At 34.6% G+C, this 26,064-nt stretch carries 29 protein-coding genes; 13 read left to right on the top strand and 16 right to left on the bottom strand.

Going from position 1 to position 26,064, the window contains the following annotated elements; all coding sequences use genetic code 11:
• The first annotated feature begins 29 nt into the window (after positions 1 to 29).
• Entirely contained in the window at positions 30 to 641 is a 612-nt protein-coding gene (locus C4B60_RS19310; protein ID WP_104059682.1) for a recombinase family protein, read from the top strand.
• A 400-nt stretch (positions 642 to 1,041) separates the two neighbouring features.
• On the opposite strand, the gene C4B60_RS19305 is transcribed toward C4B60_RS19310, so the two are convergent.
• The 10 genes from C4B60_RS19305 to fabG form a co-directional block, all read right to left on the bottom strand.
• Positions 1,042 to 1,425, bottom strand: coding sequence for a DJ-1/PfpI family protein (locus C4B60_RS19305; protein WP_280632289.1), 384 nt, complete (start codon positions 1,423 to 1,425; stop codon positions 1,042 to 1,044).
• A 123-nt stretch (positions 1,426 to 1,548) separates the two neighbouring features.
• On the bottom strand, positions 1,549 to 1,956 hold the full coding sequence (acpS, locus tag C4B60_RS19300; RefSeq protein WP_104059680.1) for a holo-ACP synthase: 408 nt from the start codon (positions 1,954 to 1,956) through the stop codon (positions 1,549 to 1,551).
• A gap of 2 nt (positions 1,957 to 1,958) precedes the next feature.
• Entirely contained in the window at positions 1,959 to 2,729 is a 771-nt protein-coding gene (locus tag C4B60_RS19295; protein WP_104059679.1) for an enoyl-ACP reductase FabI, read from the bottom strand.
• Positions 2,730 to 2,742: 13 nt separating this feature from the next.
• Positions 2,743 to 3,192 carry a 3-hydroxyacyl-ACP dehydratase FabZ gene (gene fabZ, locus C4B60_RS19290; protein ID WP_104059678.1) on the bottom strand — a complete coding sequence of 150 codons (450 nt, stop codon included), beginning with the start codon at positions 3,190 to 3,192 and terminating at the stop codon, positions 2,743 to 2,745.
• Positions 3,185 to 4,420, bottom strand: coding sequence for a beta-ketoacyl-[acyl-carrier-protein] synthase family protein (locus tag C4B60_RS19285; protein ID WP_104059677.1), 1,236 nt, complete (start codon positions 4,418 to 4,420; stop codon positions 3,185 to 3,187). Before C4B60_RS19285 ends, fabZ begins: the two co-directional genes overlap by 8 nt.
• A gap of 36 nt (positions 4,421 to 4,456) precedes the next feature.
• Complete coding sequence (locus tag C4B60_RS19280; RefSeq protein ID WP_104059676.1) at positions 4,457 to 4,879, bottom strand: 3-hydroxyacyl-ACP dehydratase FabZ family protein; 423 nt, start codon at positions 4,877 to 4,879, stop codon at positions 4,457 to 4,459.
• A 6-nt stretch (positions 4,880 to 4,885) separates the two neighbouring features.
• A complete protein-coding gene (locus C4B60_RS19275; RefSeq protein WP_104059675.1) occupies positions 4,886 to 5,878 on the bottom strand; it encodes a hypothetical protein in 993 nt (330 codons plus the stop codon).
• A gap of 2 nt (positions 5,879 to 5,880) precedes the next feature.
• Entirely contained in the window at positions 5,881 to 7,140 is a 1,260-nt protein-coding gene (gene fabF, locus C4B60_RS19270) for a beta-ketoacyl-ACP synthase II (RefSeq protein WP_104059674.1), read from the bottom strand.
• 5 nt (positions 7,141 to 7,145) lie between these two features.
• On the bottom strand, positions 7,146 to 7,394 hold the full coding sequence (acpP, locus tag C4B60_RS19265) for an acyl carrier protein (RefSeq protein ID WP_104059673.1): 249 nt from the start codon (positions 7,392 to 7,394) through the stop codon (positions 7,146 to 7,148).
• Positions 7,395 to 7,415: 21 nt separating this feature from the next.
• On the bottom strand, positions 7,416 to 8,156 hold the full coding sequence (gene fabG, locus C4B60_RS19260) for a 3-oxoacyl-[acyl-carrier-protein] reductase (protein ID WP_104059672.1): 741 nt from the start codon (positions 8,154 to 8,156) through the stop codon (positions 7,416 to 7,418).
• A gap of 107 nt (positions 8,157 to 8,263) precedes the next feature.
• Here fabG and C4B60_RS19255 point away from each other — a divergent pair, with 107 nt between their 5' ends.
• Genes C4B60_RS19255 through C4B60_RS19225 form a run of 7 tightly spaced genes read left to right on the top strand, consistent with a single transcriptional unit; the run spans position 8,264 to position 15,991 of the window.
• Positions 8,264 to 8,518 carry a phosphopantetheine-binding protein gene (locus C4B60_RS19255; protein WP_104059671.1) on the top strand — a complete coding sequence of 85 codons (255 nt, stop codon included), beginning with the start codon at positions 8,264 to 8,266 and terminating at the stop codon, positions 8,516 to 8,518.
• 5 nt (positions 8,519 to 8,523) lie between these two features.
• Positions 8,524 to 9,255 carry a class II aldolase/adducin family protein gene (locus C4B60_RS19250; protein WP_245154057.1) on the top strand — a complete coding sequence of 244 codons (732 nt, stop codon included), beginning with the start codon at positions 8,524 to 8,526 and terminating at the stop codon, positions 9,253 to 9,255.
• A complete protein-coding gene (locus C4B60_RS19245; RefSeq protein WP_167578714.1) occupies positions 9,245 to 10,669 on the top strand; it encodes a SagB family peptide dehydrogenase in 1,425 nt (474 codons plus the stop codon). Before C4B60_RS19250 ends, C4B60_RS19245 begins: the two co-directional genes overlap by 11 nt.
• 13 nt (positions 10,670 to 10,682) lie before the next feature.
• Positions 10,683 to 12,107, top strand: a complete 1,425-nt coding sequence (locus C4B60_RS19240; RefSeq protein ID WP_104059668.1) for a class I adenylate-forming enzyme family protein — start codon at positions 10,683 to 10,685, stop codon at positions 12,105 to 12,107.
• A complete protein-coding gene (locus tag C4B60_RS19235; RefSeq protein WP_104059667.1) occupies positions 12,104 to 13,369 on the top strand; it encodes an LL-diaminopimelate aminotransferase in 1,266 nt (421 codons plus the stop codon). Before C4B60_RS19240 ends, C4B60_RS19235 begins: the two co-directional genes overlap by 4 nt.
• A 5-nt stretch (positions 13,370 to 13,374) precedes the next feature.
• Positions 13,375 to 14,283: an alpha/beta hydrolase gene (locus tag C4B60_RS19230; protein ID WP_167578713.1), complete on the top strand. Its 909-nt coding sequence runs from the start codon at positions 13,375 to 13,377 to the stop codon at positions 14,281 to 14,283.
• Positions 14,276 to 15,991: a hypothetical protein gene (locus C4B60_RS19225; protein WP_104059665.1), complete on the top strand. Its 1,716-nt coding sequence runs from the start codon at positions 14,276 to 14,278 to the stop codon at positions 15,989 to 15,991. Before C4B60_RS19230 ends, C4B60_RS19225 begins: the two co-directional genes overlap by 8 nt.
• Before the next feature lie 81 nt (positions 15,992 to 16,072).
• Here the strand turns inward: C4B60_RS19225 and C4B60_RS19220 are convergent, their stop codons facing one another.
• Complete coding sequence (locus C4B60_RS19220; protein WP_104059664.1) at positions 16,073 to 16,864, bottom strand: alpha/beta fold hydrolase; 792 nt, start codon at positions 16,862 to 16,864, stop codon at positions 16,073 to 16,075.
• A gap of 343 nt (positions 16,865 to 17,207) precedes the next feature.
• Here C4B60_RS19220 and C4B60_RS19215 point away from each other — a divergent pair, with 343 nt between their 5' ends.
• Entirely contained in the window at positions 17,208 to 18,485 is a 1,278-nt protein-coding gene (locus C4B60_RS19215; RefSeq protein WP_167578712.1) for a helix-turn-helix domain-containing protein, read from the top strand.
• Positions 18,486 to 18,849: 364 nt separating this feature from the next.
• Here C4B60_RS19215 and C4B60_RS19210 read toward each other — a convergent pair whose 3' ends face one another.
• Positions 18,850 to 20,127, bottom strand: coding sequence for a helix-turn-helix transcriptional regulator (locus C4B60_RS19210; protein ID WP_104059662.1), 1,278 nt, complete (start codon positions 20,125 to 20,127; stop codon positions 18,850 to 18,852).
• Positions 20,128 to 20,256: 129 nt separating this feature from the next.
• Here C4B60_RS19210 and C4B60_RS21915 point away from each other — a divergent pair, with 129 nt between their 5' ends.
• Positions 20,257 to 20,382, top strand: coding sequence for a hypothetical protein (locus C4B60_RS21915; protein ID WP_280632287.1), 126 nt, complete (start codon positions 20,257 to 20,259; stop codon positions 20,380 to 20,382).
• Between the two features lie 344 nt (positions 20,383 to 20,726).
• Here C4B60_RS21915 and C4B60_RS19205 read toward each other — a convergent pair whose 3' ends face one another.
• On the bottom strand, positions 20,727 to 21,056 hold the full coding sequence (locus C4B60_RS19205; protein ID WP_104059661.1) for a four-helix bundle copper-binding protein: 330 nt from the start codon (positions 21,054 to 21,056) through the stop codon (positions 20,727 to 20,729).
• A 151-nt stretch (positions 21,057 to 21,207) separates the two neighbouring features.
• Here C4B60_RS19205 and C4B60_RS19200 point away from each other — a divergent pair, with 151 nt between their 5' ends.
• The 3 genes from C4B60_RS19200 to C4B60_RS19190 are packed head-to-tail and all read left to right on the top strand — an operon-like array spanning position 21,208 to position 24,046.
• Positions 21,208 to 22,521: a sensor histidine kinase gene (locus C4B60_RS19200; protein ID WP_167578711.1), complete on the top strand. Its 1,314-nt coding sequence runs from the start codon at positions 21,208 to 21,210 to the stop codon at positions 22,519 to 22,521.
• Positions 22,518 to 23,192: a response regulator transcription factor gene (locus tag C4B60_RS19195; protein WP_104059659.1), complete on the top strand. Its 675-nt coding sequence runs from the start codon at positions 22,518 to 22,520 to the stop codon at positions 23,190 to 23,192. Before C4B60_RS19200 ends, C4B60_RS19195 begins: the two co-directional genes overlap by 4 nt.
• Positions 23,180 to 24,046: a F510_1955 family glycosylhydrolase gene (locus C4B60_RS19190; RefSeq protein ID WP_104059658.1), complete on the top strand. Its 867-nt coding sequence runs from the start codon at positions 23,180 to 23,182 to the stop codon at positions 24,044 to 24,046. The genes C4B60_RS19195 and C4B60_RS19190 overlap by 13 nt, the downstream gene beginning before the upstream one ends.
• Positions 24,047 to 24,098: 52 nt before the next feature.
• On the opposite strand, the gene C4B60_RS19185 is transcribed toward C4B60_RS19190, so the two are convergent.
• The 3 genes from C4B60_RS19185 to C4B60_RS19175 form a co-directional block, all read right to left on the bottom strand.
• On the bottom strand, positions 24,099 to 24,731 hold the full coding sequence (locus tag C4B60_RS19185) for a YdhK family protein (protein ID WP_104059702.1): 633 nt from the start codon (positions 24,729 to 24,731) through the stop codon (positions 24,099 to 24,101).
• A gap of 216 nt (positions 24,732 to 24,947) precedes the next feature.
• Positions 24,948 to 25,682 (bottom strand): type II toxin-antitoxin system PemK/MazF family toxin, encoded by a 735-nt coding sequence (locus C4B60_RS19180; RefSeq protein ID WP_104059657.1) that lies wholly within the window; start codon positions 25,680 to 25,682, stop codon positions 24,948 to 24,950.
• An 81-nt stretch (positions 25,683 to 25,763) separates the two neighbouring features.
• Positions 25,764 to 26,063: a hypothetical protein gene (locus C4B60_RS19175; RefSeq protein WP_135122147.1), complete on the bottom strand. Its 300-nt coding sequence runs from the start codon at positions 26,061 to 26,063 to the stop codon at positions 25,764 to 25,766.
• Position 26,064: the final 1 nt, after the last annotated feature.

Raw genomic sequence — 26,064 nt, 5'->3', positions numbered from 1 at the left:
GAAAGAACAATAAAACGAGGAGTAAATAAATGGATAATAAAAAATTTGGATATATTAGAGTCAGCAGCAAAGATCAAAATGAAGGCCGTCAACTTGAAGCGATGAAAAAAATGGGAATTCATGAACGAGATATCTTCATGGATAAACAAAGTGGTAAAAATTTTGAACGCGTTCATTATCAGTTGCTAAAAAGAATTATCCGAAAAGGGGATATTCTTTATATCCATTCACTTGATCGATTTGGGCGAAATAAAGAAGAAATCCTCCAGGAGTGGAACGATCTGACGAAAAATATTCAAGCTGATATCGTCGTAATGGATATGCCTTTACTAGATACAACTCAATACAAAGATAGTTTAGGAACATTTATCGCGGATCTTGTATTACAGATTCTTTCCTGGATGGCCGAAGAGGAAAGAGAACGCATTCGAAAGAGGCAGCGTGAAGGAATTGATATGGCATTAAAGAACGGGGTTGCCTTTGGAAGACCAAAAGCCATAATCACAGAAGAGTTTAAGCATATATATGATCGTTGGAAGACTGGAGAATTGACTGCAGTCAAAGCGATGGATGAATTAAACCTGAAGAAAACTACTTTTTATAAGTTGGTTAGGAAATATGAGAAAGAAGGATTAAAATAAGTTTATTTATAATAGAAGAAACTCGGTAAAAAACCCACTTATTATAGATAAATAAGATAAAAAATAAATGTTTTTAAGAACAGTTATAATTTGTATTATCTCTGTTCAAGAAATTTTCCCGTGAGGCTCCTAGATTATCAAACAAGAGTAAGAAAAGATTTATAAAATACAAAAGAGCAGCACCTTGACGTGTTGCTCTTTTGTATATTCCTTCACAACCAAAAAGGATCAACAGCGCTTTGAAAAATATCTAACTAGTTAGATATTTTTATGCAACCCTTGAGGATTAGCGGTCGAAAACCGATTAAAGTTCTCGGACTGTTGATTAGGAAAGGAAATTATAGTATTGTATAATTCCTTTAAGTGGGATGATACTCAAGATGTTCCTGAACTTCATCTCTTAAACCTTTTCCGAAAAATTTCTCCGCAAAATATAGCCTAAGTCAATTGAAAAAGTAACTCCCCCAACAGTCACGACATTACCATCTTCAACTATCTTTTCATTTGAAACCACTTTACAATATGGTGTAAGGCTACTGAGGTGCTTATAGTGAGTGGTTGCTTTCTTATCAATTAAGAATCCTGCTTCTCCCAACAATAATGATCCAGTACAAGCAGAAAATTTGTAGGTGACCTCCTTTCCGGTACGAAGCCAATTAATAAAGGTTTCATCCTGCTTAAGAGAGCAAACCACTGTGCTACCAGGTACATATAATAAATCGAATTTATCCAACCTATCGATTGTCTTGTCTATTCTGATAGTTATGTTAGAAGTCTTACAGATTTTTTCACGACTGCATATTTCATAATGATCAAGAATCCTTTTTCTTTAATTCGAAGAAGAATGTCATGAAATCCTATAAAGTTTAAACAGTAATACCAGAAAAAGCAATTATTCCAATTTTCATTAAGCAGCTCCCTTCGGGTTTTGCGTTTCTAAATTTAATATAACAACTGCTAATGCTGTTTCCTTAGTATGTGATATACTCAAGTCCAAATTTTTGATTAAAATATTTTTTTGTTTTAATGACATTAGAGTAGATTTATCTAAACTAATATAAGGTTTTCCGCTTACTGTAGATAAGACTTCTATATTTTTAAGAGGAATACCACTCATAATTCCAATCTCTATAGCTTTTAGAAATGCCTCCTTTGCCGAAAATCTACCGGCTAGTAGCTCTAACTTCCTTTGGGGATTACCTTGACTATAAATATTTTTGAGTTCTTGGTTAGAGTAAACCTTTTCTAAAAACAATCTATTGTTTAAAAGAGATTCAAACCTTTTAATATTAACAATATCTGTACCGATCTTCATGATTACACACCAACAATGTTAAAACCATGATCAACGTAAATTGTTTGGCCAGTTATCCCCTTAGAAAGGTCACTTATTAAAAATAAAGCTGTATTTCCAACTTCTTCAGGATCTACAGATCGACCAAGAATGGTTTGATCTTCTACAGCTTTAATAAATGTATTAAAACCTGCTATACCTTTACCTGATAAAGTGCGAATTGGACCGGAAGAAATCGAATTTACTCGTATATCAAATTCGCCTAGATCTTTTGCTAAGTAACGAACATTAGCCTCTAATGATGCTTTTGCAATTCCCATGACATTATAATTTTTCACTACTCGCTGTGATCCAATGTAGGTCATGGCTACAATACTCCCACCTTCCGACATAAGTGGGTATATTCTTTGCGTAACGGCTAAAAGAGAATAGGCACTAACATGTTGAGCGAGATCGTACCCTGATTTTTTAGTTTCAACATACCGCCCATCTAAATCTTCACGATTTGCAAATGCTATACTATGAACTATCCCATGGACAGTCCCATAATTATCTTCCATATAATTTTTAAGATTATCTAAATCTATTTCTTCAGTAACATTACACTGAAACAGATTGACATTATCCATCTCTTTTGTAAGTTTTAATATTCTATTTTTAATCTTTTCATTTTCATAAGTTAAAATAAAATTTACTTGCCCATGATCATTTAATGACTTTACAATCGCCCAAGCAATACTTCGCTCATTAGCAACCCCCATTACTAAAATGTTTTTCCCGTTGATAAGGTTCATTTAAATTCCTCCTTTATTTTGTGTGACCAATTAATTCGAAAACTCCAGCCGTTACTATTTTATTATCTACTTTGACTACTCCTTTAAATCTTTCCGCGCTTTTTAACCTTTCAAGAGATGTAACAGTAATTAATAATTGATCTCCCGGTTTTACTTTTTCTTTGAACTTAATATCGACCACTTTTTTTAGATGACTGTAATATCCTTTTTTTGAATCGTCTCTTATCAAAATTAATAGATTCGCCAGTTGGATCATTGATTCTAAGATTAAAACTCCGGGCATCATTGATTCATTGGGAAAGTGTCCCTCCAAAAAATGCTCAGTCATCGCAACATTTTTAATCCCCTGAATACTTTCTGTGTTTACCTGACAAATTACGTCTACTAAGACCATATTGTCCGCTTGAGGTAATAAATTTTTGATCTCCTCTGAATTTATCAAACTTATAGTATTTTCACTCATTATCTCTCCACCTTTTAAAAATTAATGAGGTATTAAATCCGCTTAGATCAATCGTATTGTTTAATACATATTCTAAACTTTCAGATATTTCTTGATCTAAAATAAGTGAATCAATTGATTCATATGAAGGATATACGTCACAAGGAATTAAATCGTGATGAAGAGTGTTTATTGATATGATTGAATCAATAGCGCCTGACGCTCCCATAAAGTTTCCAATCACTGATTTTAGGGAGGAGATATGTAAATCATGTTCATACTTCTCTAAAAGACTCTTCAGACTATCTAATTCACGAGAATCTAAGCTTGCCACACCAATACCGGAAGCGTTTATATATTGTATTGATTTGAAATCCAATTGAGCGTCCATTAATGCTGACTCAACAGAGGTGACCATTCCCTTGACAGAAGGAGTAGCAGATTCCTTATCTAAACCAATTGAGGATCCATACCCAACAATTTCACAATAAATATCTGCATTCCTTTCTTTTGCATGGTCCAATGACTCTAAAAGTAAAACCCCTGATCCTTCAGACATAACGAACCCACTTGATTCCTCAGTAAATGGTTGACAAATATAGTTGCCATTCTCTTTATTAGAAACCAAACCTTGACTCATGTATCCTCCCAATAATGGGGAGGATATAGCAGCATCACTTCCACCACATAACATAATATCTGCACTATTATTTAAAATTTGATTATAAGCATCACCGATGGCATTTGAACCTGAACACATGCCAGTAACCGGAGTGTTATTAGGACCTTTCGCACCAAAATTCATGGAAACTTGTCCCGTTGCCATATTAACTATCATCATTGGAATAAAAAAGGGACTAACTTTTTTAGGTCCTCTATCATAGAGTAGATGCATTTGTTCTTCCCACGTATGAACACCACCAAATTGGGAACCTATTATTACCCCAAACCTATGATTGTCTATACTATCGAGATTTAATTTAGCATCTTTAATTGCTTGAGTAGATGCGATCATCGCGTATTGGACAAATTTATCCATCTTCCTTGCTTCTCTTTTGGAGAAATATTCTTCCGTATTTAACTCTGGTATTTCTCCTGCTAATGAAATACTGGTTTCTTTAGCTCTCTTCGAATCAAGTTTTGAAAAAAGATGATCGCCATTAATTATCTTATCCCATACTTTTTCAACACTATCGCCACAAGGAGATACCATTCCCATACCTGTTACTACAACCCTTTTTTTATCCATTAAAATTCACCTCATCTTTTCAGCTCTAAATAAAACCTATTCCCAAAAATGAATCATTTCACCTTGTGCGATTAAAACACCATTCACACTGGCTGTTCCAATTCCTAAACCTGAGGTTTCTCGCTTTTTTATTACCTCGTAAGTTAATTCCACTTGGTCGCCTGGGTACACATGATTGAAAAATTCGAAATCTTTTATTTTTGCTAATACAGTACTTTTCCCTCTATTTTCCGGATGGATTAAATGGATAAAAACGCCAAGTTGACCTATTGTTTCTGCAAGCATTGCTTCAGGATAATTTGGCTTTGTTCTTTTATCTCCTTTGAATGGTAATTCAGTGATTGTAATATTTTTTATGCCTCTTCCCATCTTTCCTGGTTCCACTTCAGTGACTCTATCTAGTAATATTGCTTCTCTACCCATGGGTAATACTTCGGTAATTACATCTGAATTGTACATAAGAGTTCACCCTTTGCTTATTAAATTTTTGCTAATACACGAAGAAATTTCAGCTAATTTATCTTCTTCTTGTATTCTAATTTCATTAATTTTAGCTACTAGCTTCTTTAGTACTCTTTCTGGATGCTTTGTATAAAAGACTTTCATCATCAGATTGCTTAGATAATCCCAATCAGTTCCCAATTTATGAACTTCCTTAGATAAAATATTAAATTTTTCATTTCTAGTTTGAAGATACGTTCTATATAAGAGTTTAGAAAACTTTTTTCTGCCCATACCAATAAGCTTTAATTGATACATGATAGGAGATAAACCTGGCCGATCCTCAAAACCTTTTGATTCCAACACCAAATCTAAATTTGAAATTTCTTTTGTAAGAGTTGTTAATTGGTCGAAGAATTTACTTGTTAATGATTTATTAACACCGTATCTTGTAACTTCCAACCAGTTACAATCAATTTCTGTATAGATATTTTTGGTAAAAGAAACTGTTCTGTACCCTTCATAGCCTTTAATAAAATGATTAAACGGGAGGTACTCTACATTGGTACTAAAAAGGGGGTCTATACACATGAAACCTTCATTTTCGATACTTGATAACAAGATAGTATGAGACAACCCTCCACCGCCACCATGATATTTATAATAGAATTCCTTACTCCAAGGACAATAATAGTAATCAAAAGCTATTATTAGTGGTAATTCAAGGGATCTATCTTTTATTCTTTGTAGTAGTTCTTTTGCAGAAAACCTATTTTGTTGATCAGATATCTTAACCCCATGGTAGATGGAGAGAAGTTTATCCCATTCTTTATTTCCAGTTCCAATTCTTTTAGCTAAAGAAAGAGGGCTTTTGCTGTCAAATGGATCTAAGTCGAAATTCCAAGAAGAGGCGAACATAGCATGAAAATCGTTATCTTTCCAAACACATAATGAATATATTAAATCCTCCAAACAAGAATAAGCATCATCATGTACAGGTACAATACTCGTGTTCATATTTATTTCACCTCGGTTTTATTAAACTTCTTTAAAATTAGAGTAGAATTGTGCCCCCCAAAACCAAAAGAATTAGATAAAGAAAAATTAACTTCCCTTTCACGTGCTTTGTTTGGCGTATAATCCAAATCACATTCTGGATCTTGGTTATCAATATTAATAGTTGGTGGTACTATTTGTTTATTGAGTACCATAGTAGAAATGATGGCTTCTACTCCACCGGCTGCTGCCACTAAGTGACCAGTCATTGATTTAGATGAATTTATTGAAGCCTTATATGCATGGGCTCCTAGAGCTTTTTTAATAGCATTACTTTCCGCTATATCTCCTAAGGGTGTGGAAGTACCATGAGTGTTTACATAGTCTATCTGATTTGACTCGATGTTAGCATCCAACATTGCACTTATTATTGATTGCTTAGCCCCTTCCCCATCTGGTCTAGGTTCAGTGATATGATAAGCATCCCCACTCATACCGAAGCCAACTACTTCTGCGTAAATACGAGCTTTTCGATTTAACGCATGTTCTAAAGATTCTAGTATTAATATCCCTGAACCTTCTGCCATAACAAAACCGTCACGGTCTCTATCAAAGGGCCTACTAGCTTGTTGTGGGTCGGAATTTCTGGTAGACATTGCTCGGAGTGAAGTAAAACCACCAAAACCTGCTGGATTTATAGATGCTTCCGTCCCACCACATATCATGATATCTGCCTTATTATTTTTAATTATCTGGTATGCTTCTCCTATAGAATGATTTCCTGCTGCGCAGGCGGTAACCATAGTACCAGACGGGCCATTCACACCTAAATATTGAGCAATCGCACTTGTACAGTGGGATATTTGAAACTTTGTCATAAAAGTCTTATTAGAACCGTATGAAATTTTTTTTCTAAAATTATAAATTTCTTGGTTCCATGTAATAGCACCACCGATTCCTGAACCTACTAAAACGCCTATACGATTTGGATCAATTGCACTTAGTGTGTCAAAACCCGCGTCCTTAAGTGCTTTTTTGGTTCCTGCTAAACCAAATTGAGTAAACCTATCATAATTTGAAGACTCTTCCTCACTCATATAATTCAAAGGATTAAAATCTTTTATCTCCCCTGCAATTTTTGTCGTATAATTTGTCGTATCAAATGATTCTACAAGTGAGATACCTGATTGCCCCGAAACTATGTTATTCCAAAATTCGTTTAACTCCTCCCCTAATGCAGTTACTACTCCCATCCCTGTAATTACAACGCGCTTTTTCTCCATTCCTCTCAACCTTGATTCACTTTATTTTTTTGATCAATATACTCCACTAAATCCTGTACTGTTTTTAAATTTTCAGAGTCTTCATCTGCAATTTCAATTTCAAAAATATCTTCTATTTCCATAACCATCTCTACTACATCCAGAGAATCTGCGCCTAAATCATTCTTAAATGATGATTCTTTTTTAATGCTTAATTTATCAATGTCCAATCTCTCTGCTATAAGATTCTGAACCTCTTCAAAAGTATTTTTCATTAATATTCCCTCCTAGTTTTATTAAATGTACATGCCTCCATCAACTTGTAGAACTTGTCCTGTTATATAGGCTGCTTTATCCGTACTTAAAAATGCTACGGCCTCTGCTACATCAACTCCAGTACCTGCTCTTCCTAAAGGTATCTCACTTAGCATTTTTGCTTTTGATTCTTCGCTCATCTTCTGTGTCATGGATGTATCAATATAACCTGGAGCGACAGCATTGAATGTAATGTTCTTTGATGAGAATTCTTTTGCTGCTGATTTGGTAACCGCAATTAATCCAGCTTTTGAAGCTGCATAATTTGATTGTCCTTGATTACCCGAAAGGCCAACTACCGAGGCTATATTTACAACTCGCCCATAACGATTTTTCAACATAGGTTTAACACTGTACTTAATGCAGTTCATAGCCCCTATCAAATTTACGTTTAAGACCGACATAATATCTTGTGTAGTCATTTGAATAATAAGCTTGTCATTCGTTATACCAGCATTATTCACTAAGACATCAAGTTTTCCATATTCTCGAATAATGTCACTTATCATATTCTTTACTTCTTTTTCATGTTGAATATTTGCTTTTATTGCCGTAGCACGCTTTCCGGAATCCTTTATTTCTTCACAAAGAAGATCAGCTTCCCTAAAACTTTCAGAGTAATTTACTACAACGTCCATGCCAGATCTTGAAAGCCCAAGACAAATCTCTCGACCTATCCCTTTAGCGCCTCCAGTTACTAAAGCAACTCTATTCGTCACAATTTTCCTCCTTTTTAAATTTTTGTTGAAAATAATAACAATGTTAATTATACTGTAAATTATAATAATTTCTACAATTTTTTGAATTTTTTGTGAAAGGAGGGTGGAAATTGAAGGAGATTATAAAGGAATTACTGCTTGAAGCATCGGAAGATAATGTTACAGAAGAAGATTTAATTGAGGTTGGAGATAATATTGGAAACTTAGGTCTTGACTCATTGGTTCAGATAAATTTAATCGTACTGATTGAAGAAAAATTTGATATTGACTTAGAAATTGAAGAGATAGAACCTCAAGTGTTTGATTCTTTAACTACGCTGAGTCAATTCGTTATCAGGAAGCAGGAACAATTGGAAGGAGTTTGATGACTTTGAATTCAATTGAAGAGATTAATGCTACTGTTTTAAAAGATTTAACTTACGGATCAAAAACTCTCTTTTTAGAAGGACACAATGATATCAACAATGGCCAAATTTCATATCGCATAACAGAAAATACTATTTTGATACGAAGAGCTTTTCTAGGTTGGGAGGAAACAACGGAAAACGATTTCATATTAATTGATTTAGAAGGGAATCGTTTGGTTGGTGAGGGTGCTATACCTTCTGAATGGCCACTCCATACAGAAATCTATAAGAGTAGAAAGGATGTAAATTGTCTAATACACTCCCACCCCCCTTATTCTATGCTTTTTGGCGCTACAAACCTGGAGCTTAAACCAGTAACTCACGATGCCACGCCAGTAATGAATACAAAAAAGTTTGACTTAACTACAAACACTGTAACTAATCAGAAAATAGGGAGTAAGGTTGCCGATTCCTTTTCTGTAGGAAATACGCTGTTTCTGAAGAATCATGGAATAGTAGCTGTAGGAAAATCTATTCCTGAAACCATTTGTTGGGCGATTGTTTTAGAAAACGCTTGTAAATTTCAATTAATGGCTGAATCATTTAATACCCCCTATACATTTACAGAAGGAGCAGAAGTAAAAGTAAAGAGTAAGATTATCTTTGGTAAGACCGCCATTGAAGAATATTGGAAATACTGGTGCAGAAGGGTCGACCATTATTTTAGTAATGGAGGAATTCCTTATGTTAAGTGATAATTTGAAAACAACTGGTAGTCAGGAGCTACTAGAGTTTGTCAAAAATGTACGCGGGCGTGAATACGTGGGAAGTAGATTTAACGAATTTGATCGACCAGAACGCAATAAAAAATATAAAGGCTATAGTATAAGATTAAAAACAAGTTACGCGAAGCAAAAACCCAAAAATGACCCTATTGATCGATTGGAGCGTCTTCTTTTAAGTGGTTTTGGAATGAACTCTATTAAATTTTATGACCACCAACCAGAAATGTTATGGTCGTACCCGTCAGCTGGTGCATGTTACCCCATTGAACTATATGTTGTTATTAATAATGCTCCTCCCCTAGAGAAAGGGGTATTTTATTATTCCCCTCATGATATGGCCTTATATAAGATTAACAACGAGAATATTCACCTTCATGATAACTTACTCGAACAAGATTCAGACGATGATATATATATTGTATTTACAGCAGCTCTTTGGAAGAGTTGTTGGAAATATTCTTACAGAGGATATCAATTTTGTCATCTAGATGCGGGACACGTGATAACCAATATGCGACTTTTAGCAAATACTCTAGGCATGGATACAAGCACTTATACGATTTGTAACAATAGAAGTATAAGTAAACTATTGAATTTAGATGCCATTGAAGAAGCCGTAGGTTTAATATCAATTAAAAACTTTAATCAAAGTAGAGAAATTAGTAATTCTAAGGTTGTAGGTAAAGATCATCTAAGCAACTCTTATACAAATGACCCTGATCAAAGTAATCAGTTTAATTGGGAACCAATTAGTAGCTTCCAAAAGGAAGTATATGCCAAAAACCTTATCCCAAAAGCTTCTTGGCTTTCTGAATCACGGTTAGGTTATGAAAACCAAAATTTTGATAAACTATTAAATCTTATTAAATACAGAAGATCCGCCTCTACTTTCAACAAAGAAAAGATAGCCTTATCAGACTTCGATAAGATTGTTGAATTCATCTCTCATTGTGATTTTCCGTTAGAAACAACTTTTGTAATTAATAATGTAAATTCACTGGAATCAGGAATTTATAAATTAGAAAGCGGCCATCTAAAAAAAGAAAAAATTGGTGATTTTAATGTCAAAGTAAAGGAACTATGTATCAATCAAGAAATTCTTGAAAATGCTTCGGTTGCTTTATTTTTTAGTGCTAATTTAGGAATGGAAGATGAGGATTTACATTGGAAAAAATCTCTTATTGAATCTGGAATGTTGGCCCAAGAGATCCATTTAAAAGTTAACGAAATAGGATTAGGTTATTCATGCATCGGTGGCTATTATGACGAAGAAGTCAAAGAGTTTTTAAATCTTCATCCGTTGGATGAAATACTCTATGCAGGAGTGATTGGAGTGGACAAAACTAATGGTTTGAAAAGAGATAGATATTTTTTAAATCGATAAAAGGAGTAATAAGATGATTATTGAGGAAATAAAGGAAAGCTCCGAATTATATAATAAACGCCCAGCAATACGTTATGGTAACCAAACTTATTCTTATTCTCAAATGTGGGAAGAAATTGAAAGGCATGAAAAAATATTAAATATGAAATTATCTTCAAAAGGTCCAGTTGGAATTCAAATGAAAAACCATCCAACATATATATTTATCTATTACGCTTTAATTAAAGCTGGTTCTATTCCAATGTTAATCGATTACACTTTTACTGATACCGAAGTTAATACTTTGTGCGAAAAGTATAGTATCAATTATGTAATTAAGCTTGGTTTAGGCGATCAAATTATTTTTAAAGAATTTAAAGTAGAAAGCATAGAAGATAACAATGATTTGAAGAATACTATGACATGTAGGTTTTCATCAGGTACGACAGGCGTACCAAAATGTTTAATGTTTACTGAGAGTGCAGTATTAAATGCAGGGCGTAACTGGGCAGAAGCTTCAAGTTTAATAAAAGAGGACAAGATATTATGTACCGCTTCCTTTCATAATGGTCTTGCTTTTAATACTTCGTTTATTTCAACATTTTTGAGCGGTGCTTGTATTATTATTTGCAAAAAAATATTAACTCCAAAATATATTTGGAAAGTAATTGAAGAAGAAAATGTGTCTATCATTACTGCTTTTCCATTTGTATATGACAGTTTACTTTCAACAAGTTATCAGCCAAAAATTAAGAATCTAAGACTTTGTCTTTCTTCCTCTGCACCCCTGCATAATTCAACTAAGTCAGAATTTAAAATTAGATTTCATCTACCCATCTGTGATTACTATGGGATTGTTGAAGCTGGTCCGGCTACCTTTAATGATGGTACCATTCCCAATTCACTAGGTAAATTAATTGAAGGGGTAAGTGTAAGAATTATAAACGAATCTGGAAAGTTATGTAGGGACGGAGAAAAAGGAATCATTCAAATTAAATCTACTTCAATGAGCACAGGTTATTATAAGGATTTAAATAAATTCAATTCCTTACTTACTGAGGATGGATATTATCATACTTATGACATAGCAGAAATGAGGAAAGGGTTTCTTTATGTGTACGGAAGGCAAGATGACAGTATCAATGTAGGGGGCAAGAAAGTGGACCCTGTAGAAATAGAAAACGTTTTAAAGAAACATCTTGATATACGAGATGCAGCAGTAGTCGGCTATAAGAGTCCAGGAAGTATTTCAGAGTATCCAGTAGCTTTTTATGTGACGAATAATAATGTTGAGAAAACAGATTTAATCCCTTTAGTAAAAGAACAATTAGCATCCTTTAAAATACCGCAAAAATTCGTAAAAATTAATCAAATACCTAGAAGTGGGGTAGGAAAAGTAAAACGTAATTTGTTGTTAAAAGAATTAGAAACGATGACTTTAAAGGAGGAAAAAAGATGAAGAGCTCAATTTTAAGTGAATACAATATAAATAATCTGTTTTCAGACCGTATTGGAGGAGCAACATTTGGCCAAGAAAATAAAGACTATAAATTTGGTAAGATCAAAGAAGCAAAAGAAGAAGCTTTAAAAAATAACCCCGATAAGCTATTAATAGACATGGGATTAGGCGAACCAGACTGGATGGCCGAAAGTGAAGTTATCGATATTTTATACATGGAAGCTAAAAAAAGTAAAAACCGTGGTTATTCTGACAATGGGATTGAGGATTTCAAATTCGCCGCTGCAGAATATTTAGAAAAAGAATTTAGATTACATTCTAAACTTGATCCTCAAGAAGAAATTGTACACTGTATTGGAGCGAAATCTGCACTAAGTTTGCTTCCTTATGCTTTTATTAATCCAGGCGATGTTGCTCTAGTAACAGTACCTGGCTACCCGGTCCTAGCTACCCATACATCTTGGCTTCGTGGTGATGTGGTGGGTTTACCTTTAAAGGAAGAGAATGAATTCTACCCAGACTTAGATAATATAGATGAAGAAGTATTAGATAGAGCAAAGTTACTTTATATCAACTACCCCAATAATCCTACAGGTGCACCTGCTACAAGGAAATTTTATGAGACAGTAGTTAAGTTTGCAAAAAAGAATAATATTCTTGTAATTTCGGACGAAGCTTATGCACCCCTCACCGCTAATGAAAATAGACTATCTTTTCTATCCGTACCAGGCGCCAAGGACGTTGGTCTCTCCCTGCATTCGTTATCTAAAGCTTTTAATATGACTGGTTGGAGAATTGGATTCTTGGCAGGCAACAAAAAAGCCATCAAAGCTTTTTCAAGTGTGAAAAACAATTCCGATTCTGGTCAATTCATTCCTATACAAAAAGCAGCTATTCATTGTTTAAGAAATCCCGAAATTACTTATCGCACTTGGAAAAAGTACGATAGACGTCATAAAATGTTAACAGATGTATTATTGGGGTTAGGTTTTAAGGTGAGAAAGCCTCAAGCATCTTTTTATTTGTATGTGGAAGCACCTATAGGAACAACAGATGGGGAAACATTTAATTCTGGCGAAGACTTCTCACAATATTTAATAAAAAAGAAACTTATCTCAACTGTACCTTGGGATGATGCAGGAAATTTTATACGCTTTTCTGTAACATTTGAAGCGGATAGTGAAGAAAAAGAATTTAAAGTAATAAATACCTTAAAGGAAAGATTATCTACTGATAAATATATATGGAATGAGAAGGGATGAAAGGGTTGAAAAAGTTACTATTTTTCATAATAAGTAGCATAGGTGTATTTGGCGGCGTTTTTTTGTTTTTTTGGAATATGGCAAAAAAAATTCAACAGCCCTTAAGACGACAAATAACTTCCGTTCCTTCAGTTCCTTATGAAAACATCGAATTTCCTAGCAAGGAAGGTATTGTAAGAGGTTGGTTTATACCCTCTAAATTCGAAGAAACCCCTCCTTTAATAATTTTATGCCATGGGTGGGGTTCCAGCCGAGATACAGTTTATAGATATGTCGATCGATTGCATGAAGAAGGATATTCTCTTCTACTATTCGATGTTCGGGGCCATGGTGAAAGCAGTAGCGTAAAAGCATTGACCGTAAAAACGTTTCGAGATGATATAATCTCAGCCGTGAAATTCGCCAAATCTCGCAAAGATATAGACACAAACAACATTGGTCTGCTTGGACATTCATTTGGTGGTTTTGGCAGCATTCTATCTTTATCAAAAGGAAATACGGCAAAGGCAATTGTCATTGATTCTAGCCCGATAAAATTCACTACTATAATGGAATCATTTCTAAAACAGAAAAAACTTCCCACATATCCTTTAGTTCCCATTCTAACTAAGTTTATTTTTATGAGAGCTAATATTACAACGCGCGAAACGAAAGAAGATTTAGATTGCATAAAAGCATTAGAGAATACTCGAACTCCAATTTTAATGACCCATTCAATCAATGATAACTTTGTACCTTCAAGTGAACTTGAATATATTAAAAGCAGAGTAAAAATAAATAGTTTCTATGTAAAAAGTGACGGGCATAGAGACTCACAGAGTGATCCTGACTTTTGGGAGAATGTTATCCCATTTTTTAATGCTCACCTTTCAATGCGGAGTAAAAATTTCATCAGCGAGGAAAAAAATGGGTGAAATAATTTGTCATGTATGTCAAAAGGAATGTAATGAACAACACGATGGTGGATATAGTACTGTACCAAAAATTAAACATTATCAAGTAACGAGATGTTCACGTGACAAAGAAAAACCAGAGAGAGATAAAGGAACTTTTAATCATTCTCCTATGTTAGCCTACATTTTTAATAAATTTTATTTATCTTATATCAATAACCCGATTAGTGAAACTATCCCCCCTTCTAGAACCCTATTAAAGACATCGATAGATGGGGAAAAATGGAGTTCAGCCATTGAATTGTTTCCACCTTATAAAGTCTCTTTTAATAAATATTGTTTATATGCAAATATGCATCATCGTATGGGCTTTTTTATATCTAAAAGACGTAAACTTTATGGTTTAGGATTCTATGGATTAAGTCTTAATACTGAGGAATTCCCGAATAACGGGAAAGGTATTGGAAGGGTTATTAGAGAAATTCAGCCTAATGGGCAATTAGGCGAAATTTATTTTATTCGTTATAACCTTCATGCAGGATGGGATGAGAAAAATACAATTTACCCTTATTATTTGAATTCTAAAGATCTGGAATTCATTAATGATTGCGAAGAATTATTAAGCAATAAACTTCTTACACAAAAATGGTGGGAGGAAGATCGAAGTAAAGATGGGTTTTACTCTATAGAAGATGGGAAAGCATTTACTTATTATCAAGTTTCTGATTTAGAAACCATCGGATTTTGGAAATGGGGAAAAGCTTCTATCAGCCAAGATAAAGGTTTAACCTGGGCGCCATTAACTAAGCAACCTTCTATCGTTACAGCTGGTGGGAAATGTTGGGCTGAGAAAATAACAAATACAAAGTATGCTCTTGTATATAATCCAACGAATGATAATACTCATAGATGGCCATTAGCAGTAACAACTAGTAATGATGGAAAAAATTATTATGGGATGAATTGTCTGACAAACTGGGTCTCTCCACGAAAATATTTCGGGCTACATAAATATTATGGCCCTAGCTATCCCACCGGATTAACGGCTGGGAGTGATCCCCCTCCTGGCCATTACACATGGATTGTGTATAGTATGAATAAAGAAGATATATGGCTAAGTAAAGTCGATTTATATAATAATCATTCTTTTGAATCTGCAAATAGAGATGAATTTGAAAATTGGGGGTTTATTCAGCCAAAATGGGGAGAGATAAAGTTAATTGATAATCATAAAGGAACTATTTCCGCAATAAATCGAGATCCATACGAAATGCTGATGCTTCAAAGATGGGAATGTGGAAGAAATAAAGGTAAGATTCAGTTTGAATTTTACGTGAAAAATTACAATAAAAGAAATGTACAATTAGAATTGTTAGATACAAACAATCAAACATTAGTCTGTTTATATTATAGTCCTGAGGGTACTTTAGTTATCAAAGATAATTTAGAACTTGAATCTTTAAAAACCATCCGGTACAGGGTTGATGCCTGGGAATCTTACTCTATAGGATGGAATGATAATAAAGCCAGTATTAAATTGATTAAATCTGAATTTGAATTTTCTTTTGGGTTGGGAGATAAATTAATCGGTAGCATAGTTTTTAAAATTAACTATACCAACTTACCGATTACGAAAAAAACGAAAATAAATTCAAGCGATCTGATCAATGCAGATTACCCAACTGAACCTACTTCTTTTTTAGTTAGAAATTTTAGCAGGGTTGAATAATAACTGAAGATAAATTTTTATAGAGAATGAACTGTGAGAGTAAAGTACTTACACAGTTCATTTTTTATTTTGGAGTACTTCCTATTCTTCCTGTAATATATATCTCATACACCAAGAAGTGTGATGAAGAAAGATATGATGGTCTCCCCCTGTAACAGTAAATATCTCCCATTCCTTGTGAAGGTTCATTAAAGAATGAAGATTAGAAACTGGAGCAGTTTTATCGTTAGTTCCATGCAAACAAACAATCGGTATTTTACTGTCTACTTGTTCAGATATTTTTTTTACATCCCCTCGGTAAACCACTTCCCACAGACTCGATGTGAATGATTTCCAAGTGTGCATCAACATTTCATCAATCATTGTTGGGCTCCACAAAGGTGAAAATTTTTTCCTTTTCTTTAATAATGGGGAAATTCCGGAAAGAATTCCACGAGAAAACAGACATGATAGGGCTGCTAAATAATTATATGTGATAGAACCTCTCATCCGACTTCGAAAATAAACCTTGGCCTCATTCTCATCAGAAAAGACTGGCAATCCAATAACTATCACTTTTTTTACGAGGTCTGGATATCGACTTGCTAATTTTAGAGCGAGAATCCCCCCCATGGAGTGCCCCACTAGTACAAAGGGACCTTCAAGTTTAATTCTCTGATAAATAGCATTAATATGCTCATCAACCGTATAGATAATGTTGGGTTTTGGAGACCGTCCAAATCCTAGAGGGTCCACAAATATAAATTCTCCTTTTGAGAAATAAGGTTTTAAGCTTTCAATCCAGTAATTTATCGTTCCTACAACTCCAGGAAGAAATAAATACTTCTCGCCTTTTCCATGCTTCTCCATATGTAGCTTATAATTATTTTCCATTTGTCTTAGTCCTTTTTAAAAATTTTATTACACCATACAAAACTCTATGTAAATAAACCTGTTTGATGTTTAATTATATGGTATGATAATGAATAAATTGATTATAAATGATATCTATTATATCGTGGCAAGCATCTGGCCATATAGGATCTGAAAGCATTAAAAGCTTTATCATCTAAACATAGGTCCCTCCCTGCATTGAATTTTTTGAATAATCAAATTTCTATTACCACAATTATACTATAATTATGTAAAATAGCAATATAATTTACACATAAAACGCATTAGTGTTTATTGTTATAAATAATATAACAACTTTTGTATGCTGAAAGGATTTTTTTTGATGGATTTAGGGAAAAATATAAGAAATTATAGGACTGCCTTAGGGATTACGCAAGAAGAACTTGCAAAACCGAACCTTAATCGTAGTGTGATTAGCCAAATCGAAAGTGGAAAGATTGATCCCTCATTGAAAACTCTTAAGCAAATTGCTACGAGTTTAGGGGTGAAAATATCTGATTTAATAGAAGAAGTTGAAGATATAGAAGTAAGCCAAGTTATTTTGTTAAACCGTTCAAAAAATTTTATCGTGAAAAAGAAATACTTAAAAGCTAAGGAAACACTTGAACTCGTAAGTTTTACGGATTTGACTCCAGAGCATAAAGGGATGTACCACAAAATATACGGCATACTTTTTTACTCGATGAAAAATCATGAGGCAGCAATTCAAGAACTTGTAAAGGCATTAGAGTACATTACCCCTACCAACATAAACGATTATATAGAAGTGTATTCATATTTAGTATTTAGTTATCGATATACAGGAAAATTCATGGAGAGTATCAATGGCTCTGTTTATGGGGTTTTTTTGCTGGAGAAATTTAATTTATCTGATCATAATATTCTCTTATATATTAAGTTCACATACAATCTTGCCGTTTGTTATTGTCGCATTAATCAGTTTGAAGATGGATTATTAATGATTGAAAAAGTAAATAAAGTATCCGCAGAATATGATTTATATTTATATGGAGGCTCTCTAGATATGTTGGAGGGTATAGCTCATTTGTATTTAGGGAATTACAGAAAAAGTATAGCTGTAAGTACTAATGCATTAAATCATTTTGAAGCAAAACAGGATTATGCGAATATAGTTGCTTGTCTAACCAACTTAGCAATATGTTACAGAAAGATTGATAATTTCGATAAATCTATTGAATATTTACAGGAAGCAATTAAGATATGCAATGAACATGAACTAAATGATTATAAAAACAATGCTACTTTCGAGATGGCACTTAATTTGTTTAATAAACAAAACTTTAGAATGCTCCTAGATTATGTAGAAAAAGATATTAATAAAGAAGATGACTTTATACAGGCTAAGCTTAAATATATTTTAGCGAAGGTATATCTTGAAAAGAAGGAATTTAGCAAAGCAATACAAGAGTTAGAATTGGCTATTTCATTCTTCAAAGAAAAAAACCCATACTGGCTTTCAGAATGTTATCTTTTAAAAGGCACCATATTGGTTGATCAAGGTAATCTTTTAAACGCCATCACTTATTTCGAGGATGGACATAAAATTTTATTGAAAAAAACAGGAGAATTTTTATTTTGATGAAAGGAATTGCTAAATTAAACTCTTGGTCTGTTTATGGCACAGTCTTATAATGTACAATCCCTAATAAAAACAAGGACCCGATTAAATCGGTCCTTGTTTTTATTATTATTTTGACGTGTATCCCTGCAGCTGTTCTCTTAAAACATCTTTAAAAAAACACCTGCAATTAGAAAACTATTTTGAATTTCGGTGTAAATTGAATTAGACCGTTGTTATCATTAACAACGCTCTAATTTTTTTATTACAGCAAAACAGACAACGTTAGGGGTGACCATAGAAGTATCGCTAATCGTGTTGCCTTCCCATTGAACAAAGTAGAATATCTCACTGTCTAAATATGAAATTCTCTATATACATAGGTTTAATATTTAAATTCAAATTCTAAAGAATATTTTCTAACAATGGAGTTCCATTCAGGAAGATTTCCTACCTTTTGGCTCACATAATAAGCAATATCTCTTTGGCTTTCCGGAGTGTTTTCTTTAGATGAAAAAGCTTTCCTATATAATTCTAAACCTTTCTTTGTTTCACCCATTGAGAAATGGGCATCTCCCTGAAGTAAATTGAATTTTATTGTGATATTAGGTGGGAAACCTCCGTAAAGTTTGGCGTTAAAATCTTTAGCTAGCAAGAGAACCTTATTAAAATTATTTTTATAATACTGAGTTACTGCCATTTCATATATTAAGTTCAGAAGGCCAAACCCGTCATTTAATTCTTTGTAGATTTGTTGAGATTCCGCAAAATAATTTTGGGAATTGTCAAAACTTTTTTCGTACCTATGCAAAATTCCAATATTGGTCAAAGTGTTTGCTAGATTTAATTTGTCAGAAACGCCTTTAAAATAATGTACTGCCTTCTCGTATGACGACAGAGCTAGTTTATATTCTTGAACTCTTTTATAACACAACCCTAGTACCATATGTGCTTGACCGGTCATTACATATACTTTCATGCCGTCACTGAGATCAATAGCGGATTGCAAAAATCTAATTGAAGACCGATACTCACCAATTTTGGCGTGAGCAATACCTAGATTAGTCAAAAACTTGATGCGTTCAATACCGCCAACATTTTGAATAAGTAGTTCTTTATATGAGGTATCTAAGTAATCAAAAGCTTCACTTAAGTTATTATGTTCGACGTAAATATCAACTAATTCATTTACACTGCGAATTTTCTCTTGGTGTAAACTGCTTTTTTTATATAAATCAATGCTCTTTATCAAGTATTCAGTTGCATCTTTTCTATTCTTTTTATAATGTTTTTCATACTTTCCTCTACAAAAATAATATAATGCCAAATCCAAATTGTTTAGGGATTCAATATTATCTTCTACAATTTTAATGTCTTCTTTTAATCCATCAATGGCTTCACCGTGTATTACATAGTTTTCAATTGATGACAATTTATTCTTTATATCCAATGTAATGACGTTTGATTCCTGATCAGCAAAAAGGGCATCTACCTCACAATTCAAGCGCTCACATAACTTCCTTAAAAGTTTTATTGAGGGTTTCACCATGCCTTTTTCAATCTGGCTAATATAACTGCGATTGGTAATGCCTTCAGCTAATGCTCCTTGCGTAATGTTTTGATCTTTTCTTATTTGTTTTAATTTGACCCCAACTGAGTTCATTCTAGTCACTCCTAAATCTTTTATTGACAAAAAGTTCAAAAAAACTATATATTTGTTATGTATTATTAATTATATAACATTATTAATAATAAGTGATATGTTATATAAACCATAAGGTGGTGAATCACATTGAAAAAGCTAGTAATTGCTATTATGGCTATTATTATTCTCTCATCGCCATTTTATTTTAGCAATCAAGTAGAAGTCGGCGACGATACCTGGCCAAGAACAAAATCAGTGATAGTTGAAAGCTAACGATGAACTAAAAAATGTTATTTTATGAGATTAATCATGCACTTTATTGATTTTTCATCATTAACAAAAGCTGGCTAGTATGTAACTGGTTTAAACCAGTTACATACTAGCCAGCTTTGCTGCTTAAAAAAACTCTTACTTTTATTAGAATTCCATTGTGAGTTAAGTACATCATAATAAGAATGGATGCTTTTTCGGTTCACTATGATAACATACACTACGCAGAAAACTGCCATAAGCATTCTTTCTACATATTAAAATCTTCTGAAAGAGTAATTTTTCATCTTCCAGGAGAATAAAAGCCTTGTATTTAGATCCCTAGTTGTTCCAAGTTTCTTTAAAAATTAACTTAAAACCATCTTTCGGCATTCCTCAGCACATTGACGACACGCATCCGCACATTGTTGACAATGATCATGATTATGCTTTGCACACTCCTCTGCACATGATTCACAAATTTTTGCACATAACTCGCATATTTCGTGTACGTGTGGGCTGTTAGTCTGCATCGCAGTGATCGCCAGCGCACATGCATCTGCACATTCACGGTCTAAACGGACACAATGTGCCATCATCTTTACATCCTCTTCATTAAGACAGGCATCAAAACAATGGTTACACGCCTCCAAACATCTCTTACAAGCTTCCAAACAATCCTGGTATTGTTGGTTCATGTTTACTTCCTCCTTTAAGTATGTTCTAGTCAATTTTTCCCGATGGGTTTTCTGGTAAACAAAATTCATGATATTCATAAAAAAACCCGTATTTCTGCATATTTTCTGCACAAAATGATCGTATACTCTTTATATGAGATGGGGTGCGGGTATGAGTAAGTTATCTTTAAAGATCAGTCTCTATTATTTATTCGGCATTACGATCATTCTGGTCGTGTGTTTATTTATCATGCACAATCTACTTGTAGATCAACAAGTGAATAATAAGCTTGAAAACCTTCACCAGCGTGGTGATAGCCATCGTGATGTCCTGTCTGAAAGCATGGATCAGCAAACAATCGATCATGTTGTCATGATGGAAGAAAAAGCGATGACTGATGTCGTTATTATTAATAAAAATGGACAAGTTGCAGGTGCTTCCAATCAGGCAGATGAACATCTATCTGAGGGATGGGAAATCACAGAAGAAGGAGTGGCAGAAGACGATTGGCGAAACGAACCCTTCCTCGCCAGTATCAGTCTGATTGATGGGGGCGGAAGTGTCATTATGCTCGAACCGACTGCTCAAGTTCAATCCCTGATTAGTAAATTAAATCGACACTTTTTGATTGCAGCATTGCTGTTAGGTTGTTTTTTAGTCCTTAGCCTTTATTTTCTGAGTCATTTGATTATAAAACCACTTCTCTCGATCAGACTGGCCGCTGGAAAATTGAGTGAAGGGTTAGTCATCACCGTACCAGAGACAAAAAGAAGTGATGAAATTGGAGAACTCGCTCGAGCGATTACAAAAATATCCGGAGACCTGCATCAGATACAAAGAACAAGAAAAGCATTTTTAACCTCAATTGCTCACGAATTAAGAACACCCATTACGTATATCAAGGGGTACGCTGGACTTTTTAAAAAAGAAGATTCAGCATATGGAGAGATTATCTATGACGAATCACAACGGCTTCATAAGCTAATTGAGGATCTATTTGAACTTGCCCGACTGGAAGAGCATAGCTTTACAATAGAACCTGAACGAACGGAAATGACATCATTTATCATGGGAATTACAGAGAGGTTGCAGCTTGTCTTTAATGAAAAACAAATTCACCTTCTAATACATGCATCTATCCCCTTCTACAAACAGATAGATCAACGTCGATTTGAACAGGTTATTACTAACTTAATGGACAATTCTTTAAAATACACCCCTTCAGGAAAAAAAGTTCAAATTGCAGTTACTAAAGAACAGATCGTACTTACAGATGAAGGTCCCGGAGTTAAAGAAGATGCGTTGCCTTTTCTGTTCGATCGCTTCTACAGGGTTGATACATCTAGAAATAGAAAAACGGGTGGGACTGGAATTGGTCTTGCAATCGCTAAAGAAATTACTGAAGCACATGGGGGAAAGATTTGGGCTGAAAATACTGGTTCCGGCTTAAGTATCGTCATTGATTTGAAAGGAGTTTCCTCATGAAAAGAATAGCACTTGTAGATGACGAACAGCGAATGCTTGATTTACTTGAACTCTACTTAAAACCCCTCGGCTATGACTGCATTAAACTTCGTAGTGGGGAGGATGCGATTAGACTGGTAAAGGATGAAGAGCCAGACCTTATTTTACTAGATGTCATGATGCCTAGTATGGACGGTTTCGAGGCATGTCGGATTATTCGAAGATTCTCAGATGTTCCGATTATCCTTTTAACTGCACTTTATGAAAAAGAAGATATTATTAGAGGATTGCAGGACGGTGCAGATGATTACATCGTCAAGCCATTTGACGAGGAAGAGCTAGTAGCAAGGATTCATGCTATTTTCAGACGTACTTCTGATGATTTCTCCAGAAGAATTGAACATAAGGGACTGGTCTGGGACGAGTTTTCTCATGAATTATCTTATAATGAAATGACTGTAAACGTTACACCAAAAGAATTTTCGATTCTTGGCCATTTGCTAAAGAATCCAGGACGGGCTTATTCAAGAGAGCAGCTGCTATCCATCATCTGGGGATATGAGGCCTGGACAGATGGGCGAACAGTGGATTCACATGTAAGAAATCTTCGGGACAAGCTTAGAAAGATAGGTTTTCCTATCGAAAAACATTTGCATACAATTTGGGGAGTAGGTTATAAATGGATAAAATAAAAGTAAGTCTTGTAAGTGCTATTTTACTTTTAACAGCATGTTCAACAGAAGAAGAAGCATTTTACGAAGAAGTAAATACAGATACAGCTCACGCCCACGTACATGGAATGGGCTTCGTTGATGAAGACCTTTTAATCGCAACACATTACGGTCTTTTAAAAAAAGAAGGTGAGCAATGGCTCCATTCCACTTCAAACAACCATGATTATATGGGGTTTACCGCAACTAAGGAAGGGTTTTATGCAAGCGGTCATCCCGAACCATCAAGTGACCTTGAAAATCCACTCGGTCTGATTAAAAGTACAGATCAAGGCGAAACGCTTGAACAACTTGTTTTCTCTGGTGAAACCGACTATCACTATATGTCAGCCAGCAAAAACACCGGACGTCTCTACACCATCCTGATGGAGAGCAATAGTGAACTTGATGCTGGCTTTTATTATACAGAGAATGAGGGTCGTGACTGGGTACCTACCCAACTTTCAGGACTGGAGGCAGAATCCGTTTTTGGACTGACTGTTCACCCTGAAAATCAGGATCAGCTAGCCATTCTGACTAATCGTGGAATTTTTGAATCGAACGATGCGGGCGACACCGTCACCTTATTAGAGAAAACAGAAGGTACTAGTGCCGCTTTATATACAGAGAATCAATTTTACCACGTCAAAAACCAAATTTTTTTCTCCCATGAGGGGGAACTTGGAGGTATCCCTTTAGAGGAATCAGTGCTTTATCTTGCAGTGAATCCTTCAAACCCTGATCAGATTTATGCAGTAACTGGTGACGGAACGGCTGCTGTTACTGAAGATGGCGGAATGAACTGGTTGACAGAAGAAATCATTCCATCAGAATAACAAAAATAACTGAACACTAAATAAAGCTGAGAGTTTCACTCTCAGCTTTTGATTATTCAGCAGACAATTCTCTTTCTGTCACCCATTTATGATTCGTCACTTCTTCGCCTGATTCCAAAGTGAAATCGATCATATATACAGTGGTTTCTTCTACAGAGTCAATGGTAGCAGTTGCCCCGTCCATTCCCTCCATATGATCAGCTTCTACTTGCACTTCATCACCTTCTACATAAGGCTCATCTGCAGCGTCTGTAATTTCTTCATGAATGATCCACTTGTGATCCTCTACACGTTCACCTCCATTAGTCGGATCATATGAAATACTGTAAGTAACCGTATCATATGCACCTACAATCGTTGCTTCAGCGCCCTCCATCCCTTCCATGTGAGCTTCAGTGATAATGGCCGTATCCCCTACTTCAAAAGTTGGGTTTTCTGCTTCTTCTAACCCTTCAGGTATTTCACCTGATCCAGACATCTCCATGCCTGAATGGTCCATTCCCTCCATTGAGTCACTTTCGTCCATATGATCCATATCATCCATGTTCTCTTCCATGTTTTCATCCATGTTCTCATTCATGTCACCTGAACCCATTTCATCGTCGTTGCCGCCACATGCTGCAAGCATTGCGCTAAGAGTAAAAGCCAGGGCGCCCATTAATAACTTATTTTTCTTCACAATCATCCCTCCAAAATTTTGATTCACGTTTAATCTACCCAAATAATGTGCAGAAACTTTGCAGAAAGGACTTTTCGGTAAGACAAAAATATAACCCCCACTGATTAAATCAATGGGGGTTTGGACTTATAGTCCGTTAATTTTTTGATGGGTTCAAGACCCGTTAATATTGTTTGTATTTATAATATACAACACTTTAGGAGTTGGTTCAAGGGGTAACTATTAATGAGCTTTCTCTAACTCCAAAATTTTCTCCGATTTTAACCGAAGTTCCTCTTCAAGCAGAACCTTTTCCTCTTTTAAAGCTCTTATTTCTTGTTCCTTCCAATGCAAGATATCATTATTACTTTCTGTATCTTTTAAAATTTCGCTATAGAAGAAAGGCATTAGCTCTTTAGTTAACTTTAAATTTATTTCCATAAGTTTAGCATTGTCAGATACTCGCTTAAATTTCTTTAAGACTCTACTCTTAGAGATAAATCTCGTTTGTTCTAACTTTATTCCACTAGCATATGGCAAATCACCCATCGTAGGAACACCTTGCGGAAGATCAATGTGAGATGATACACCATCCTGATAACTCTTAGAACTTATAGGACAAATTACTATTCCACCATAAACTTCAGTTAAAACTATAGCAGGATGTTCAAAAGTAAGTTCCGTCCCCATATGTCCATAAAAATCACATAAAACAATTGTTCCGGGGGGTAAGGTTTGATTAATAAATGGGGCATTTAATTGAGATTTTTTATCCAAAATATAACGATCATATCCTAAAATCCACTTAATTCCTTCATCTAATTTCCACCCTCGGATAAACGTATCAAACTCTGTATTTCTACTCAAATAATCCAAAATCAATTGAGGATCATCTGTTACACTTTTACCATCACATGGTCTCGATTTGGTTCTTTTATTAAATCTAAGCTGCGACTCATAATGATTTCTAGACCTCAAACAAATTCCTCCTTATACAAATAAAGTCAATTATACCATTTAATATTTTCATAGTATATTCTTCAGCGAGCCACTATTTTGCTACTTTACAAATACGGTCCCGGTACACACAAGAAAAACACTTATTTTTTTCGCATGCACCTTTAATTGTTCTCCTTCTTCCGCACGTTCCATTAACTGAATGGTCTTCAGTAATTCCCTCTTTAAAAACCAATTCCACCGGACATAAAAGGATCGATTCTTATACGAAACGTAACCGCCTTTTACTCTCCCGAAATGACGTTCAGCAAGTTTCATACTAGCTGCAAGCTGCATACGATCTCCCGGGTAGGGAGATCGTTGATTTTTTGGAATGAACTTTGACTTTACCTCAATAACCATA

The sequence above is a fragment of the Jeotgalibacillus proteolyticus genome, from assembly GCF_002926065.1.
Lineage (GTDB): Bacteria > Bacillota > Bacilli > Bacillales > Jeotgalibacillaceae > Jeotgalibacillus > Jeotgalibacillus proteolyticus.
This window is presented reverse-complemented; position numbering and strand designations above follow the sequence as displayed.

What these genes read in the sequence shown, in the direction of transcription:
- C4B60_RS19310 (WP_104059682.1), top strand. Translation starts at nt 30, where the DNA reads ATGGATAATAAAAAATTTGGATATATTAGAGTCAGCAGCAAAGATCAA.
- acpS (WP_104059680.1), bottom strand. Translation starts at nt 1,956, where the DNA reads ATGAAGATCGGTACAGATATTGTTAATATTAAAAGGTTTGAATCTCTT.
- C4B60_RS19295 (WP_104059679.1), bottom strand. Translation starts at nt 2,729, where the DNA reads ATGAACCTTATCAACGGGAAAAACATTTTAGTAATGGGGGTTGCTAAT.
- fabZ (WP_104059678.1), bottom strand. Translation starts at nt 3,192, where the DNA reads ATGAGTGAAAATACTATAAGTTTGATAAATTCAGAGGAGATCAAAAAT.
- C4B60_RS19285 (WP_104059677.1), bottom strand. Translation starts at nt 4,420, where the DNA reads ATGGATAAAAAAAGGGTTGTAGTAACAGGTATGGGAATGGTATCTCCT.
- C4B60_RS19280 (WP_104059676.1), bottom strand. Translation starts at nt 4,879, where the DNA reads ATGTACAATTCAGATGTAATTACCGAAGTATTACCCATGGGTAGAGAA.
- C4B60_RS19275 (WP_104059675.1), bottom strand. Translation starts at nt 5,878, where the DNA reads ATGAACACGAGTATTGTACCTGTACATGATGATGCTTATTCTTGTTTG.
- fabF (WP_104059674.1), bottom strand. Translation starts at nt 7,140, where the DNA reads ATGGAGAAAAAGCGCGTTGTAATTACAGGGATGGGAGTAGTAACTGCA.
- acpP (WP_104059673.1), bottom strand. Translation starts at nt 7,394, where the DNA reads ATGAAAAATACTTTTGAAGAGGTTCAGAATCTTATAGCAGAGAGATTG.
- C4B60_RS19245 (WP_167578714.1), top strand. Translation starts at nt 9,245, where the DNA reads ATGTTAAGTGATAATTTGAAAACAACTGGTAGTCAGGAGCTACTAGAG.
- C4B60_RS19240 (WP_104059668.1), top strand. Translation starts at nt 10,683, where the DNA reads ATGATTATTGAGGAAATAAAGGAAAGCTCCGAATTATATAATAAACGC.
- C4B60_RS19235 (WP_104059667.1), top strand. Translation starts at nt 12,104, where the DNA reads ATGAAGAGCTCAATTTTAAGTGAATACAATATAAATAATCTGTTTTCA.
- C4B60_RS19225 (WP_104059665.1), top strand. Translation starts at nt 14,276, where the DNA reads ATGGGTGAAATAATTTGTCATGTATGTCAAAAGGAATGTAATGAACAA.
- C4B60_RS19220 (WP_104059664.1), bottom strand. Translation starts at nt 16,864, where the DNA reads ATGGAAAATAATTATAAGCTACATATGGAGAAGCATGGAAAAGGCGAG.
- C4B60_RS19215 (WP_167578712.1), top strand. Translation starts at nt 17,208, where the DNA reads ATGGATTTAGGGAAAAATATAAGAAATTATAGGACTGCCTTAGGGATT.
- C4B60_RS19210 (WP_104059662.1), bottom strand. Translation starts at nt 20,127, where the DNA reads ATGAACTCAGTTGGGGTCAAATTAAAACAAATAAGAAAAGATCAAAAC.
- C4B60_RS19205 (WP_104059661.1), bottom strand. Translation starts at nt 21,056, where the DNA reads ATGAACCAACAATACCAGGATTGTTTGGAAGCTTGTAAGAGATGTTTG.
- C4B60_RS19200 (WP_167578711.1), top strand. Translation starts at nt 21,208, where the DNA reads ATGAGTAAGTTATCTTTAAAGATCAGTCTCTATTATTTATTCGGCATT.
- C4B60_RS19195 (WP_104059659.1), top strand. Translation starts at nt 22,518, where the DNA reads ATGAAAAGAATAGCACTTGTAGATGACGAACAGCGAATGCTTGATTTA.
- C4B60_RS19190 (WP_104059658.1), top strand. Translation starts at nt 23,180, where the DNA reads ATGGATAAAATAAAAGTAAGTCTTGTAAGTGCTATTTTACTTTTAACA.
- C4B60_RS19185 (WP_104059702.1), bottom strand. Translation starts at nt 24,731, where the DNA reads ATGATTGTGAAGAAAAATAAGTTATTAATGGGCGCCCTGGCTTTTACT.
- C4B60_RS19175 (WP_135122147.1), bottom strand. Translation starts at nt 26,063, where the DNA reads ATGGTTATTGAGGTAAAGTCAAAGTTCATTCCAAAAAATCAACGATCT.